Origin of the sequence: Candidatus Methanoplasma termitum, assembly GCF_000800805.1 — an archaeon.
GTDB classification, from domain to species: domain Archaea; phylum Thermoplasmatota; class Thermoplasmata; order Methanomassiliicoccales; family Methanomethylophilaceae; genus Methanoplasma; species Methanoplasma termitum.
In genome coordinates this window covers 69,488-84,312 of sequence record NZ_CP010070.1, presented here as the reverse complement: position 1 = coordinate 84,312, position 14,825 = coordinate 69,488, and the positions used below count along the sequence as shown (strand labels likewise).

Sequence of the window (14,825 nt, the reverse complement as noted above, 5' to 3'; positions counted from 1 at the left end):
CTTAATTCTCCCCGAAATGCTCCTTCAATATGAGTCTGGTGCGGGTGCTCAGGATATTCTCATATCTTCTGACCCGCTCGATTATATCGTTGAGGTTCTGAGAAGTATCAACATCAACCAGAACTATTATGTCTTGATCCCCGGTCACTTCAAAGACCTCTGTCACGCCTTCATAGCTCGCTAATTCTTTGGCAATGACTTCCGTGTCGGTGTTGACGTCTATCCTGATCTCTACAAGCGCCTTTACATTTTTCGAACTGGTCTTGATAGTGAAACCGCGGATGATCCCTTCCTCGGTCATTCTGTGCACTCTGCTTCTTACTGTCCCTTCCGAAACTCCGAGCTGACTTGCCACCTCTACGAAGGGGCGGCGGGAGTCTTTCCTCATGATCTCCAAGATACGCTTGTCAAGGTTATCTATCATCAAAGTCACCATTTTTGCTTGATTTCGTAAGCAGACTGCGCATATGTCCTCAACGATATAAAAATTGTTATGATATCTATTTATTACGCAACGAAAAACATTGTTTTTTTACAAAGAGTTCAGTCGCCGTGGCCATTTTTCGCTTCTTCTTTGCTGGCGTAGTCGATATGCACATCCGCCTGAGGGAATGGTATCGATATTCCATTCTCCTTGAACAACTTGAAAATGACCTCTCTCAACTCTCCGCCGACCCTTCCGTTGTCATTGAAATCATAAACGTAGCTGGTAAGTCTGAGTTCGATGCTGGAATCGCGGAAAGCCGTCAGTCTTGTATACGGCAGATCCACGGACTTGTTGGTTATAACGCTCGGGTGTTCCATCGCAGCCTTTACCATGAGGGATTTAGCGAGATCCACATCGTTCTCGTAATCGATGTTCATTACTACCTGTATCTTATAGATCAGGCCGTCTCCGGTGAGGTTCACTATTGTCGATGACGATACCGCATTGTTGGGCATCGTGACCGTCTCCTCATTGTCCCAGTTCTCGAAAATGGTGTTCATAATATTGACGGTTTTGACACGGTATATCCCGGAATCCCCAACCCTTATGAGATCCCCGCTCTTGAACGGACGTGTGGTCAGCAACACCATGCCGCTGAAGAACTGGCTCAGTATGCTCTGTGCGCCGAACGTGATTCCAAGGCTGATTATCCCTGCGCTTGTTATTATCGCAGTGAGATCGAATCCCAGAACCGACATTATCAGGGCGACGCTGAGGACCCACAGGACCAGTTTTCCGAGAAGGCGGAACAGAGGTTCGAGATCCATATCTTTTTGATCGATACGATTATTCTTTTCTATTCTGGACAGCATGTACTGGATGAATATTATGTATAATCTCCAAGCGATGACGGCCCCCACCACAATGTAGATAACATTGAACCATGCCTCGATGGGACCGATCACATCTTCCGGCGCGCCGTAAACGCGCAGTCCATTATCAAAGGCGAACAACAGGACTGCGAGAGGGAAGAGCGCTCTGAGTCCTTTTTTGATCTTCTTTCTGCTTTCTTCGTTGTTCTTCGTGATTATACGTGTAAGAACCGGTATCAGTATGAGCATTGCAACTATACCGATCACCATCCAGAGCAGGAATGAGATGATGGCGGTCGCAAGTGGGCCGTTGAACGGTTCCGGAAGGGGGTTGGCGAATAATCCCATTATCTTATTGTATGTCTCTCCCGAAGAAAGCGCCGACATGATGACAAGCTGAACCTCTATAGGCGAGGTCGTAGTTTCCGAGTCGCCGTTCAGATCCCTCACGGTAAGGGCAATGTTGATCGTGTATTTTCCGGCGGTCGCATATCTGTCGATATCAACATTGACTATGATGGAGCGATGCTCTTGCCCGGCAAGAACAAAGTCCCCGTCATTCTTTGCAACCGAGACCGTTGTTTCGTTCGGAGAAGTGAATGCAATAGATACCATTCTGGAATTTGTGATGTCGTTTTCGATAAAGCCGAGATAGTTCACAACCTCTATCTTGAAACTGTCCGAGTTCCCAGCATTGATCTTCACTTTATCGACATATGAGACCACTCCCACGTCCGTGTCTGAGACACCGGAGGCAGATTCAATACCCGGTATGATGACCAGCGCAGAAAACGCTACTATAATCAGCAAGATTACCGGGGCCTTGACAGATCTCATAATAACCTTGACTTTATGAAAGAATAAAATAATATCTGTTATTCCATTAAATATCAGCCGATACATTAGGTTGCCGTGGAAGTAGAGGAGATACTCGGGATATCCGCATTCGTCATAACGGTTGTCGCACTTGTATATGCAAGCATCAGGGACTGGAAAGAAAGAGAGGTCCCCGACCTACCCTGGATAATACTGAGCGTTATCGGTCTCGTCATATTCTTATCATACTCCGTCTATTTGACAGGATTCAGATGGGAGTATGTCCTGCTGGCGGCGGGCACCGGAATGATAATTGTAGATATCTTCATTGATCGGGAGTTCAACGCTTTTATTTTTTACTTTGTTATGGCGGTACTCTTCATTGTTCCGCTTTATGATAACATATCCGAGGGCATCTTCAGAGCCTGGGCCTCCATTCCCTTATGCTATATCATTTTCATCGGGATGTATTTTGCAAGTATAGTCAGAGGAGGTGCGGATGTTAAGTGTCTCATTGCGCTTTCCATCGTGTTCCCGCTCTATCCTTTCTTTTTCGGACTGCCTGTGATCGATATTCCGGACAATGTTCTCAGCCAAATCTTTGTTTTTTCGATCTCGGTACTGTTCGTCGCTGCGGTGTTGACCGCACCTATAATCCTTTATTTCGCAGTAAGGAATTCGAAAGAGGAGGATTTTTCCGGAAGGATGTTCACAGGTTACAGAATGGACATCTCCAAAGCCGAGAATGCCGATGTTTGGCCGATGGAGGATATCATCGACGGAAAATTGGAACATATTAAGATACCGAACGAAGAAGAAATGGGCGATATCTATGCAAGACTGAAAGAAGCCGGACATGAAAAAGTGTGGGTCACTCCGATGATGCCTTTCATCATCTTCATCACAGTTGCCGTGGTGATAATAGTCTTGATCGGAAATCCGCTGTTCCTTATCTTTTGACATTCATCCTGTGCCTGCACTGGGCGCATCTGTCTCCATTCAGACCGACAAGTTCTACGAGATATCCGGTACGGCGGATCACCAGCGCCCCGCAGTTGGGGCAGTATGTGTCCGAGGCCTCATCGGTCATCACATTCCCGACATATGCATACTCGAGTCCGCATTCCATTGCGGTCTCTCTGCACATGAACATCGTCTCAAGAGGCGTAATGGGGACATTCATCATCTCAAAATCCGGATGGAATCTTGTGAAATGTACAGGAGTATCCGGAGACAGCTCATCGCGCACCCATTCGGAAAACTCCTCTATCTCGCTTTCTTTATCATTATATCCGGGGATTACGAGATATGTCAGTTCCAAATGCACTCCCTCCTCGTTTATTATCTCTGAAGCCCTCATAACATCCGCAAGATGCGCCCCGCAGACCTTCATATAGAAATCATCCGTGAAACCTTTGATATCTATGTTCATTGCGTCGGTGACCTTGCACAGGTCTCTCAACGGATCTTCGCACACCAATCCGTTGCTGACAAGTACATACCTCAGATCCGGTGCCTCTTTCACTATGTCCATGATATACTCGAACCAGATTATCGGCTCGTTATATGTGAAAGCAATGGCATCGAACCTCTCTTTCCTGCAGAAAGATACTATGTCCTCCGGGGATTCGTAAGTTGTCCGTTTCCTTCCCGATGGTGAGGCGGAGATCGACCAGTTCTGGCAGTGTCTGCAGGACATGTTGCATCCTATCCCTCCGATCGAGAATATCTTGCTCTTCGGATAGTAGTGGTAAAATGGCTTCTTTTCTATCGGATCGACATTAAAAGATGATACTTTTCCATAATTATTGGCGATGAGTTTGTCCTCTTCGGCCTTTCTTGAAACGCATCTTCCGAATCCTCCCACCTGTATATGACATCGGTGCGGGCACAGATCGCAGATATACACATTACCGTCCCTGTGGTAATATCTGGCCTCCATGTTCGGGTTAATACCTGCCGTTCTTCATCACTGTCCTTTTGTTTTCATAGTTGATATAAGGCGCATTCTCGTTTGTGACCTTGCCGATGATGGTAAATTCCACATCGTGATCGTATAACGCGTCCCGTTTTTCTTTATCGAATGTGAACAAGAGCTCATATTCGCCGCCCCAATAAAGCATCATCTCTTCCCTCGTGATGTTTGTATTGGATGTGATGATATCAACGCCTTCGCCTGCCGGCAGGAAGTCCATGAAGATGTCCATTCCGACATGGCTGGCACTGCAGATGCTTCTCGCCGCCTCGGCAAGACCGTCGGAAAGATCGATGCATGATGTTACGGCTCCCGATCCGGACATGGCAATGCCCTCTTCCACCCTCGGCATAGGCGACATGAGCGGATTCAACGATACTTTATCCTGAAGACCGTTCTCTATCGCATAGAATCCCGCCGCCGCAGATCCGAGCGAGCCTGTAACTGCGATTATATCACCCGGCATCGCCTCCGACCTTAGCATCGGTTTCCTGCCGTTCATAGTTCCGAGGGCGGTGCATGACACCGCACCCTGTCCGAACTTTGTATCCCCGCCGTAGATGAATGCTCCGGCCATGTGGGCGCAGTTGTTCATCCCCTTCATTATGTTGTAGATGTCTATTTCTTTAAGATCTGGCGGCAGCATCAAAGCGGCAAGCAATCCTACGGGAGAAGCACCCATGGCGGCCAGGTCGCTTATGCTGACCGCTGCGGCGGTCCATCCGAAATCTTCATACGTCATACCTTTCGGGAAATGCCTCTCGAAAGTAACGCTGTCCACACAAGCGACGACATCTCCTATCGGGAACGGAATAACGGCTGAATCGTCCCCGGCGCCTATGCCCTTCGGGCTCCCCAATAAGTTCCGGATACCTTTGACGATCCCTCTTTCCCCTAATTCGCTAAAGGAGACCATTGCTGAGGTATATTCAGCTCGATAAATAAGGTTATAGGCTCATACAGAGACTCGGTGCTCTTCATACATTACATTCAGCCTGCGCTATAAATTCGGTTGCATAAATGTATTAAAATATGTCATAAATCGATTTGCCAGATATGATAATAGCCGTCACAGACAGAAAGACCTCGATGCTTCCGTTCGGAGAACAGTTCGCGCTGATCGCAAAGGCAAGACCGGACATCATCATACTTTCGGAGAGGGACATGTCCGCTTCTGAGTATAAGGATCTGGCTCTATCGTGCAAAGCCGAGTGTGATAAGAACGGAGTGGAGTTCTGTATCGATAAATTCTTCGATGTCGCAAAAGAACTCGGGGTCAAGACCGTCTATGTAAGCCTCGGAACACTGAGGGAGGAAAAACCCGAGGGGTTCGACAAGATCCTGACAAGCGTGCATAATGAGAAGGAAGCACAGGAAGCGGAGAGGCGCGGCGCAACGCTTCTGATATTTCAGGGCGTGTTCGACGTCAACTGTAAAGCGTGCAGGAACGCAAAGGGCTTAGCCGTCCTCAGGTACCTCTTGGGATCTGTGGACATCCCCGTGGTGGGTGCAGGAGGCATCATGCCTGATGTTTTCCTAGAGGTCCTGGCCTCAGATACGGCGGGCGTATGCATGAAAGAAGGATTCATGAGGACAAGACATCCGGACGAGGTCGTCTCAAAATACCGCGAAGCAGAGAAGCAGTGGCAGAAAATGCGTTGAATCTCCCATTTTAGGGTCTCAGATAAATATTTACATTCGGTTCCACTCAGTAGGTCAAAGGTAGACCAATATGAGAAGCGAGGTCGTCAGAAAGGGGATAGAAAGTGCACCTGCCAGAAGCCTGCTGAGAGCAGACGGCCTGACAGACGAGGATTTCGAGAAGCCGTTCATCGGCATAGCCAATTCGTGGAATGATATCATTCCGGGACATCTTCATTTGAATGAGTTGAGTGAGGCTGTCAAAGAAGGCATAATCGAGGCGGGAGGAAAGCCGTTCATGTTCGGCGTTCCTGGCATTTGTGACGGCATCGCCATGGGCCACAACGGCATGAGATATTCTCTGATCTCAAGAGATGTTATCTCCGACTGCTGCGAAGTGGTGGTCGAAGGCCACGCTTTCGATGGCTGGGTCGGCATCACAAATTGCGACAAGATAACCCCGGGAATGCTGATGGCGGCAGGCAGGATGAACCTCCCCGCGATAATGGTAACGGGCGGAGCAATGGAGCCCGGACGCCTTGACGGAAAGGATCTTGACCTGCAGTCGGTGTTCGAAGCCCTGGGATCTTACTCCGCCGGTACGGTGGATGAGAACTTCGTCAGAACGATAGAGTGCGCAGCTTGTCCCGGAAAGGGGAGCTGTTCGGGACTTTTCACAGCAAACTCGATGGCGTGTCTGACCGAGGTAATGGGAATGAGCTTAACGGGATGCGGAACATCCCTTGCGGTCGACGGAAAGAAGTTGGCGATCGCAAGAGAGACGGGGAAAAGAATAGTAGAGCTTGTCAAGAAGGATATCAAGCCAAGGGACATAGTGTCTATGAAGTCTCTGAGGAACGCTGTGCGCATCGACATGGCAATAGGCGGATCGACCAACACCGCATTACACATTCCGGCAATATCGAAAGAATTCGGGCAGAATATCACATTGGACGATTTTGATAAGATATCCAGAGAGATCCCTCATATCACAAGCATAAGACCGTCGGGTATCTATTCGATGAAAGATCTGGACAGCGCAGGAGGAATGCCGGCTGTATTGAACAGACTGAAGGATTTCATGGAGGATGCTCCCACCGCAGGCGGGAAGAGTATAATGCAGATCGCAAAAGAAGCAAAGGTCCTGAACGATGAGGTTCTGAGGCCGTTGAACAACCCGTTCCACAAACAGGGCGGCATCGCAATATTGAAGGGGAACCTAGCACCGCAGGGATCGGTCGTTAAACAGGTCGCCGTAAGCGAAAAAATGATGAAGTTCACCGGGAAAGCGAGAGTGTTCGACTCCGAGAGCGATGCGACCGCGGCAATAAAATCAGGCAAGATAGTTTCCGGGGATGTCATTGTCATAAGGTATGAGGGGCCGAAGGGTGCTCCTGGAATGCCCGAGATGCTTTCACCCACGAGCCTGATCATGGGCAGAGGGTTGGGTGATTCGGTCGCATTGATAACTGACGGAAGGTTCTCGGGTGCCACAAGAGGAGGGGCGATAGGTCATGTTTCCCCCGAGGCATACGAAAAGGGTCCGATCTCCGCTGTTAAGGACGGAGATATCATCGAGATCGACATAAAAGAAAGGAAACTCAATGTGAAGATATCCGATGCGGAGATGAAGGAGCGTCTTTCAAAGGTCAAGATCGTCGAGCGCCCTGTTACGGGCGTGCAAAAGAAATACAGAAAACTGGTCACGAACGGTGCGAACGGCGCTTATCTGGAGTGACCTTTTTCCGTTTATCTCACCCCGATATACTGGAAAAGTGATATAGCCAGCAGCAGAAATGTTGCGTCTCTAGGCGTTCGGATGAGCATCCTTGTTCAACGCCCTGTAACAAAAAGTTACATATTTGTTCAAAGAATCATGCATGAATATGATAGAAGACGTTTGGAAGAAGATATCGGCTGACCCGTTAACGATCGGCTATTCTTTTAAGAAGATCGATCCTCCATCACCCGACAGAAGAACAATGAGCAAATGCAGGGAGTTATGCTCCCAGAATTTATGCGGAGCGTACGGCACCTCTTGGGGATGCCCCCCGGGAGTGGGGACAGAGAAGGAATGTCTGAACACGGTCAGAAAATTCTCGAATGCGGTCGTGTTGATCAAGAAGTTCGATAATATCGATATAAGCGACCTTAAAAGCCTCGAGACTCTGGGCAGCGGGCATCAGGAACTTTGCAGGAGATTCTGGAACGCTCTCAGAAAAGAAGGGTATGATGCCCTCCCGCTTTCCGACGGGGGGTGCAGATATTGCAAAAAATGCTCATATCCTGATGAACCGTGCAGGTTCCCGGACCAGATCGTGACGTCGATATCCTGTTACGGAATAATGATGGAGGATTACATGAAGTCCCAGAACATCGATTTTAAATTCGAGAAGGACAGCATGACCCTCTACGGGCTGATACTTTACAACGAGCCCGATTGAATCCTCTATTAGGAAATAATTTAACTGAAGCATACAATCAAGGCGTGAACTGTATGGATAAAGAGACAGTGAAGAAAGTTGCGAAAACCGCACACATTGCACTGAGTGATGAAGAACTCGAGAGATACGGCAAAGACCTGAGCGAGATACTTGACTATTTCAAGATACTCGACGAGGCTCCCGAAGGAGAAGGGTTCGGTGTCAATCCGGTAGAGATCGCAGATGTCCTCAGAGAGGACGAGCCGGGCATCTTCTACGATCCATACGAACTTTTGAAAGACATGAAAACATATGAGAACTACGTCAGGGGGCCCAGGTTGCTATGAAGGACCTCTTGGCCAAGCTTTCGAAACTCAACGATAAGTACTCTATGTTCACCACGATCACCGCCGACAAAGATGCCGGTGATTCGAAATTCCTGTTCTCGGCAAAGGACGGCCTTACGTCCAAAGATATGGAGACGAAATGCGGTTCCAGGATCCTTGAGGGATATCGTCCCGTATTCGACGCCACCGCCATTGCTAAGATGAGAGAGGCGGGAGGAAAGCTCATCGGAAAGACCAACATGGATGAGTTCGGGTTCGGTTCGTTCAGCACCAACTCCCCCTTCGGTGTACCTAAGAATCCTTACGACCTCGAGAGATCCTGCGGAGGTTCCTCGGGAGGTGCCGCGTGCGCGGCATCCGTCATCGAATACCATGTTGCCCTCGGAGTATCGACGGGGGGCTCGGTATGCTGCCCGGCCAGTTTCTGCGGGGTGTACGGCCTTGTGCCGACGTACGGCAGGGTCTCCAGATACGGGGTCATCGACAACGGCAACTCACTGGATAAGGTCGGACTTCTTTCCTCATGTCCGTTCCAGATAGCAAAGTTCCTACCCATTATTTCGGGAAAGGATCCAAAGGATCCGACATCGTGCTGCCAGCCCGAGCTTGAGATCAAAGGAAAGAAGATCAAGTCGGTGGCGGTCCCGGAAAATGCTCTGGACGGATTAAGCAAAGACGTCCGTTCAGGCTTCAATGCATCGCTGGATACCCTAAGGGGAATGGGCATCGATGTGGAAATGATCACCATGCCTTCCCTGAAATATGCCATCCCGGCTTACTATATCATCGAGACCTCGGAAGCATCCACAAACCTTGCCAGTTACGTCGGTATGAGGTACGGCCGGCAGGACGGCGACCTTTCACTCAAGTTCGACGATTATTTCAATTACTTCAGAACAGAATACTTCGGGGACGAGACCAAGAGGCGTATAATCCTGGGAACATACGCCAGGATGGCAGGCCTCAGAGACAGATATTATTCCAAATCGCTCAGGGTCAGACTCCATATCATTTCATCCTACAAAGAGATCCTGAAGGAGCACGACGCCGTGCTTACCCCCACGATGCCGTTCGTTTCTCCCAGATTCGACGAGATATCGAACATGTCACCCGTAGAATCGTACAGCGCGGATCGCTTGACCGTGCCCCCCAATTTGACAGGCATGCCGCACATGTCCGTTCCGTGCGGATACGACGGGAACGGAATGCCGATGGGAATGCAGATCGTGACCGACCACTGGCAGGAAGATCGGCTCCTGACGTTCGCGAAGGAATGGGGTGCCGTATTTGACGTGAGACGCCCGGAGGTGCCGCTATGAAGATCGGATTGGAAGTGCATGTGCAGCTTCCCACAAGATCGAAGATGTTCTGCTCTTGCCCGACGACGGATGCGGAAGCACCCAACACACACGTATGCCCTACATGTCTGGGTATGCCGGGCGTAAAGCCGGTGATGAACAAGAAGGCCGTTGAATACGGCATCAAATTGGCAAAGATGCTCAACTGTGAGATACCCGAAGTAATGTGGTTCTCCAGAAAGACATACTTCTACCCCGATATGAGCAAAGGGGTCCAGATCACCCAGTATGAGAACACCGTAGGAAAGAAGGGCATCTATTACGTAAACGGCGGCAGACCCATCCATATAACAAAGATACAGCTTGAGGAGGATCCCGGAAAGACAAAAAGGTTCGGCGACCAGTCCTCGCTCGTCGATTACAACAGAGCGGGAACACCTCTTACCGAGATAGTCACCGACCCCGACTTCAAGACCCCCGCCGAGGCCAGAGAATTCCTCAGACAGCTGATAGCCGATATCCGCCACACCATAGACCTTCCCGACGACGGGGAGAGAAGCATCAGGGCCGACTGCAACATCTCCGTCGGCGTGGAGAGGGTCGAAGTTAAGAACGTAAGCGGCCTGAAGAATGTGGAGAGGGCCCTGACCTTCGAGTTCGTAAGACAGACAAAGATCCTAAAGGCCGGCGGTAAGATAGAGAGGGAGACCAGAGGTTTCGATGAGGAAAGAGGTGTGACATTTTCGGTAAGGAAGAAAGAATGGGAAGCCGACTACGGATACATCAACGAACCGGATCTCGGAATATTCCACATCGGGGACCTTGCGAGATCCATAACGATAAAAGAAAGTCCGACGAAAATGGCCGTAAGACTGAGCCAAGAATACAAAATAGATCAGAAAACGGCCGACCAGTTCGTTTCCACATCCGTAGGTCTCGCAAAGATGTTCGAGGTCCTTGTAAAGGCGACCGATATTCAGACCGCATTGTCGTGGACCAAGGGTACCATAAGCGCAAATTGGAAGACCTTCGAAGCCTGCGGGAAGGATCCCGAGGGCATTACAAAGATCATAAAGAAACTCTCAGAAGGAAGGATCACCGATGTCGAAGCGGATATCGAGCTTAAGGCTTATATGGCAGGCAGGGACGCATGCGCGATCAGAGAGCAGTGCGGCGATCTCTGTAAGATCATCGAGAAGTATCTTGATGCCAACCCCGAGATCGTGAACGAGATCAAGAGGAACGAGAAAGCCATCAACCGCGTCATCGGCCACGTTATGAAAGAAACGGGCGGCAAATACTCCTCGGCGGACATAGTGTCAGAGACCAAGAATGCGTTGTGCCACCGGCTGTGATGACCCGCTCCTCCGCTGTACGCGTGCGGTGAATAGCGACTTTATTCGCCGCATTTTTGCGGTGAATATTTTATACTTTCACCGCATTGGCATTCATCATGACAAAATACATCTACCAATATGATAACTGGACGGATTTCAGTTGGGAAAATGCAGTTGTCAGTGCGGCTTTGGGGGAGGTCCGTCTTCTGCAGGGAAAGATACTCGGACAGATCCATTCACTCGGTTTTGAATCAAAGAACGAAAGGAACCTTGAGATGTTGACGTTCAGTATTGTTAAATCGTCGGAGATAGAGGGCGAGATGCTGAATTATCAACAGGTGCGCTCATCCATTGCCAGACGCCTCGGGATGAACACTGCCGGGCTTGTGCCGTCGCCCAGGAATGTGGATGGCATTGTGGAGATGATGCTGGATGCCACCTACAATTACAAAAAACCCCTTACAAAAGAACGTTTGTTCGGATGGCACGCGGCACTGTTTCCGACGGGATACAGTACATTTTATGCCATCACAGTTGCACAGTACCGCAAAGATGAGGTGCAGGTGGTCTCTGGAGCGATCGGGAAAGAGAAAGTTCATTACGAAGCCGTTCCGGCAAAAGACGTAAATGCGGAAATGGACAAGTTCCTCTTGTGGCTGAATGATGATAACATCGTGATAGACGCCATAATAAAGGCAGCGATCGCACATTTTTGGTTCATAATCATCCACCCCTTCGATGACGGGAACGGCCGTATCGCACGAACGATCTCAGATATGATGCTTGCACGCAGCGAGAATAATTCGGAACGGTTTTACAGTTTATCGAAACAGATACAGCACGAGCGGAGCGGTTATTACGAAATTCTAAAAAGATCTCAATACGGCAGCGACATTACAGAGTGGCTCGTTTGGTTCTTGAATTGCTTGAAGCATGCTCTTCAAGAGACAGAAGCAAGCATTCAGAGCGTTCTGCATAAGGCTGAATTTTGGGAGAAACACAGAAACACTCAGATCAACGAGCGCCAGCGTATGATGATCAATAAGTTGTTCGACGGTTTTGATGGAAAGCTCACATCATCTAAATGGGCAAAGATCACCAAGACCTCTTCCGACACAGCCTTGCGTGACATTCAGGACCTGATAGCAAAAGGCATCTTAAAGAGAGAGGAAGCGGGCGGGCGCAGCGTGAATTACACTCTGAATAATGATTATGAGAAGAAAAATGCCGGACGGCTTGACCGCCCAAAATAATGTTTATTCTTCTGTGTTCTCCAAGTTGTCGAAGTCGATATCGCCGATCGCCATTGATATTATCTGCAGCTCTTCCAGCTTAGACTCGTCCACCTTTGCGGGTGACTTGTCAAGCAGCGATATGGCCTTCTTGTTCTTCGGGAATGCGATGACATCCCTTATCGTTTCTTTCCCCAGCAATAACGTAACGAACCTATCTACTCCCAAAGCCATGCCGCCATGCGGAGGCGCACCGTAACCGAGAGCTTCGATGAAGAAACCGAAGTCCGCCTCTATCTTTTCATCTGACATCCCGATCTTCCTGAACACTTCTCTTTGAAGTTCCGGGTTGTGTATCCTTATCGAGCCGGATCCCAATTCATTGCCGTTAAGACAAAGATCGAAACACGCTCCCCCGACATACGGAGCATCCAGATCGTTCTCCGGGAGAACGAATGGGTGGTGGAACGCATCATGCTTTCCCGAGACCGGGTCGATATCGAACATCGGACAATCGACCAACCACAGGAACTGCATCTCGTCCTTCGGTACAAGGTCGAGATCCTCTGCTATTTTCCTTCTGAGGGCGCCTCCGCCTTCATACGTGGATTTCCATGGTCCGGCGATAAGGAATAACAGGTCTCCCTCTTCGGCGCCCATCTTTTGTTTTATTTTGTCCAATACCTCGGGCGTGAAGTATTTCACAATGTTGCTGTCCAGTTTGCCGTCCTTGCATCTCATCCATGTGAGACCGCCGAGACCGAATTTCTTTGCCTGGTGGATATATCTGTCAACCTCGTTCCTTCCGATCTTCTCGCCGGCGATATTCGCTTTAAGGTTGATACCTGCGACTATCCCTCCGGATTTGATTATCCTCTGGAATATATCATAGGGTGCGTTCTTTACCGTCTCTGTGAGAGAGACGAACTTGAGGCCGTATCTCAGATCGGGTTTATCGGAACCGTATGATTCCATTGCCTCTTTGTATCCGATCCGCATGAAGGGGGTCTTCAGATTTTTGCCGTAGAGTCCTTTCCAGATATATGCTACAAGCCCCTCGATCATGTTCTGTATATCTTTTGCGTCCACGAACGACATTTCCATATCGATCTGCGTGAACTCGGGCTGACGGTCCTTCCTGGAATCCTCATCCCTAAAACATCTGGCTATTTGGTAATAGCGGTCCATGCTCCCGACCATCAGCATCTGTTTGAAAAGCTGCGGGGACTGCGGAAGTGCATAGAAAGTTCCGGGGTGTACCCTTGACGGCACCAGATAGTCCCTTGCGCCTTCCGGCGTGGACCTTGCGAGGATCGGCGTCTCGATGTCCAAGAACCCGTTCTTCTCCATATATTGTCTGATCAGATGGACAAATTTGCTCCTGGTCTCGATAGCCTGTACCATTTCCGTCCTTCTGAGGTCGAGATATCTGTATCTCATTCTCGTATCTTCATTGGGAAGGACCCCTTCCTTCTGGTCGCCCAACTCGAAGGGCGGTGAATTCGACCTGTTGAGAAGTTCGGCTTCGGTTATCAGGACCTCTATCTCTCCCGTCGGGTTCCTGCCGTCGTCGGTGCCTTCCACCCTTTTCCTGACGATACCGTTGACAGAGACCACAGATTCACGTGTGAATGTCCTCATTATATTAGACAGATTATTCACATCGGTCCCCTTGGGAACATCTTCCGGGTCGAAGACGATCTGTGTTATTCCGTATCTGTCGGCGAGGTCGACGAATGCTACTCCGCCGTGGTCTCTGGAGAACCTTACCCAGCCCTGAAGACATACTTTCTTTCCGATGTCTCTCGACCTAAGTTCTCCGCAGGTGTTCGTTCTTCTCATAACAGTACCTCTGTTTGGCGGATTCCAGCTAAGAAGTGTGTTATATAAATCTTTGTTTGTCCCATGGGGGCGGTTGTCATTCTCTGCTTTTCAGCACCGGAACGAAATCGCTCATGTCCTTTATCACGTTCAGTATCACGGACGTGTTCGTTTTCTTAACGCCTTCGACCGAGTTTATCTTCTTCACGGTCTCGGAGAACTCGTCCCTGTCCATGCACGATATCATCGCGATACAATCGGCATCTCCCGTGACGTCATAGATGGCCATCACCTGAGGGATCGCCTTGATCCTTTCCTGGACGTTTATCACATCATCCATGTATATGTGTACAACACCCATGTAATCGAACCCCAATTTCAGATAGTTGATCTTTGCGCGGTATCCGTTAACGACTCCTTTGGCCTCAAGGTTCTTTACTCTTTGGATCAGCGTCGTAGGGTGTACGTTCAGCTGCTTGGCTATCTGCCTGAAAGAACCCTGGCTCGATGTGCATAACAATTCTATGATCTTCCTGTCCAGATCGTCAAAATCCTTTATGTTCGCCATTGCCCTTACACCGATATTATCTCCAAACCTCCTATCGCATATTTATTACATAGGATTTTCATATCCTT

At 49.3% G+C, this 14,825-nt stretch carries 14 protein-coding genes; 8 read left to right on the top strand and 6 right to left on the bottom strand.

Features of this window, described 5'->3' with window-relative positions; translation table 11 throughout:
- Position 1: 1 nt before the first annotated feature.
- Together Mpt1_RS00415 and Mpt1_RS00410 are read right to left on the bottom strand one after the other, a co-directional pair.
- Complete coding sequence (locus Mpt1_RS00415) at positions 2-424, bottom strand: Lrp/AsnC family transcriptional regulator (RefSeq protein ID WP_052399341.1); 423 nt, start codon at positions 422-424, stop codon at positions 2-4.
- A gap of 119 nt (positions 425-543) precedes the next feature.
- Positions 544-2,136, bottom strand: coding sequence for a mechanosensitive ion channel family protein (locus Mpt1_RS00410; protein WP_048111240.1), 1,593 nt, complete (start codon positions 2,134-2,136; stop codon positions 544-546).
- A gap of 75 nt (positions 2,137-2,211) precedes the next feature.
- On the opposite strand from Mpt1_RS00410, the gene Mpt1_RS00405 reads away from it, so the two are divergent.
- Entirely contained in the window at positions 2,212-3,075 is an 864-nt protein-coding gene (locus Mpt1_RS00405) for an A24 family peptidase C-terminal domain-containing protein (protein WP_048111238.1), read from the top strand.
- Here Mpt1_RS00405 and amrS read toward each other — a convergent pair.
- Together amrS and thiL are read right to left on the bottom strand one after the other, a co-directional pair.
- Positions 3,065-4,057, bottom strand: coding sequence for an AmmeMemoRadiSam system radical SAM enzyme (amrS, locus tag Mpt1_RS00400; RefSeq protein WP_048111236.1), 993 nt, complete (start codon positions 4,055-4,057; stop codon positions 3,065-3,067). The genes Mpt1_RS00405 and amrS overlap by 11 nt on opposite strands.
- A 7-nt stretch (positions 4,058-4,064) precedes the next feature.
- Complete coding sequence (gene thiL, locus Mpt1_RS00395) at positions 4,065-5,006, bottom strand: thiamine-phosphate kinase (RefSeq protein WP_048111234.1); 942 nt, start codon at positions 5,004-5,006, stop codon at positions 4,065-4,067.
- Between the two features lie 140 nt (positions 5,007-5,146).
- Between thiL and Mpt1_RS00390 the strand changes: the two genes are divergently transcribed.
- The 7 genes from Mpt1_RS00390 (at position 5,147) to Mpt1_RS00360 (ending at position 12,389) form a co-directional block, all read left to right on the top strand.
- Positions 5,147-5,752, top strand: a complete 606-nt coding sequence (locus tag Mpt1_RS00390; RefSeq protein ID WP_048111232.1) for a thiamine phosphate synthase — start codon at positions 5,147-5,149, stop codon at positions 5,750-5,752.
- A 70-nt stretch (positions 5,753-5,822) separates the two neighbouring features.
- On the top strand, positions 5,823-7,469 hold the full coding sequence (gene ilvD / locus Mpt1_RS00385) for a dihydroxy-acid dehydratase (RefSeq protein WP_048111230.1): 1,647 nt from the start codon (positions 5,823-5,825) through the stop codon (positions 7,467-7,469).
- A gap of 148 nt (positions 7,470-7,617) precedes the next feature.
- Positions 7,618-8,175 carry a DUF2284 domain-containing protein gene (locus Mpt1_RS00380; protein WP_158386702.1) on the top strand — a complete coding sequence of 186 codons (558 nt, stop codon included), beginning with the start codon at positions 7,618-7,620 and terminating at the stop codon, positions 8,173-8,175.
- A 53-nt stretch (positions 8,176-8,228) separates the two neighbouring features.
- Entirely contained in the window at positions 8,229-8,501 is a 273-nt protein-coding gene (gatC, locus tag Mpt1_RS00375) for an Asp-tRNA(Asn)/Glu-tRNA(Gln) amidotransferase subunit GatC (protein ID WP_048111226.1), read from the top strand.
- Positions 8,498-9,820, top strand: a complete 1,323-nt coding sequence (locus Mpt1_RS00370) for an amidase family protein (protein ID WP_048111224.1) — start codon at positions 8,498-8,500, stop codon at positions 9,818-9,820. The genes gatC and Mpt1_RS00370 overlap by 4 nt, the downstream gene beginning before the upstream one ends.
- Positions 9,817-11,154, top strand: a complete 1,338-nt coding sequence (gene gatB / locus Mpt1_RS00365; RefSeq protein ID WP_048111222.1) for an Asp-tRNA(Asn)/Glu-tRNA(Gln) amidotransferase subunit GatB — start codon at positions 9,817-9,819, stop codon at positions 11,152-11,154. The genes Mpt1_RS00370 and gatB overlap by 4 nt, the downstream gene beginning before the upstream one ends.
- A 98-nt stretch (positions 11,155-11,252) precedes the next feature.
- Positions 11,253-12,389: a Fic family protein gene (locus Mpt1_RS00360; RefSeq protein ID WP_082007205.1), complete on the top strand. Its 1,137-nt coding sequence runs from the start codon at positions 11,253-11,255 to the stop codon at positions 12,387-12,389.
- A 3-nt stretch (positions 12,390-12,392) separates the two neighbouring features.
- Here the strand turns inward: Mpt1_RS00360 and aspS are convergent, their stop codons facing one another.
- Positions 12,393-14,210 carry an aspartate--tRNA ligase gene (gene aspS / locus Mpt1_RS00355; RefSeq protein ID WP_048111220.1) on the bottom strand — a complete coding sequence of 606 codons (1,818 nt, stop codon included), beginning with the start codon at positions 14,208-14,210 and terminating at the stop codon, positions 12,393-12,395.
- A gap of 76 nt (positions 14,211-14,286) precedes the next feature.
- A complete protein-coding gene (locus Mpt1_RS00350) occupies positions 14,287-14,757 on the bottom strand; it encodes an Lrp/AsnC family transcriptional regulator (RefSeq protein ID WP_048111217.1) in 471 nt (156 codons plus the stop codon).
- Positions 14,758-14,825: the final 68 nt, after the last annotated feature.

Bases quoted from the DNA above. Each gene is read 5' to 3' on its own strand.
- Mpt1_RS00415 (WP_052399341.1), bottom strand. From the start codon at position 424: ATGATAGATAACCTTGACAAGCGTATCTTGGAGATCATGAGGAAAGAC.
- Mpt1_RS00410 (WP_048111240.1), bottom strand. From the start codon at position 2,136: ATGAGATCTGTCAAGGCCCCGGTAATCTTGCTGATTATAGTAGCGTTT.
- amrS (WP_048111236.1), bottom strand. From the start codon at position 4,057: ATGGAGGCCAGATATTACCACAGGGACGGTAATGTGTATATCTGCGAT.
- thiL (WP_048111234.1), bottom strand. From the start codon at position 5,006: ATGGTCTCCTTTAGCGAATTAGGGGAAAGAGGGATCGTCAAAGGTATC.
- Mpt1_RS00390 (WP_048111232.1), top strand. From the start codon at position 5,147: ATGATAATAGCCGTCACAGACAGAAAGACCTCGATGCTTCCGTTCGGA.
- ilvD (WP_048111230.1), top strand. From the start codon at position 5,823: ATGAGAAGCGAGGTCGTCAGAAAGGGGATAGAAAGTGCACCTGCCAGA.
- Mpt1_RS00380 (WP_158386702.1), top strand. From the start codon at position 7,618: ATGATAGAAGACGTTTGGAAGAAGATATCGGCTGACCCGTTAACGATC.
- gatC (WP_048111226.1), top strand. From the start codon at position 8,229: ATGGATAAAGAGACAGTGAAGAAAGTTGCGAAAACCGCACACATTGCA.
- Mpt1_RS00370 (WP_048111224.1), top strand. From the start codon at position 8,498: ATGAAGGACCTCTTGGCCAAGCTTTCGAAACTCAACGATAAGTACTCT.
- gatB (WP_048111222.1), top strand. From the start codon at position 9,817: ATGAAGATCGGATTGGAAGTGCATGTGCAGCTTCCCACAAGATCGAAG.
- Mpt1_RS00360 (WP_082007205.1), top strand. From the start codon at position 11,253: ATGACAAAATACATCTACCAATATGATAACTGGACGGATTTCAGTTGG.
- aspS (WP_048111220.1), bottom strand. From the start codon at position 14,210: ATGAGAAGAACGAACACCTGCGGAGAACTTAGGTCGAGAGACATCGGA.
- Mpt1_RS00350 (WP_048111217.1), bottom strand. From the start codon at position 14,757: ATGGCGAACATAAAGGATTTTGACGATCTGGACAGGAAGATCATAGAA.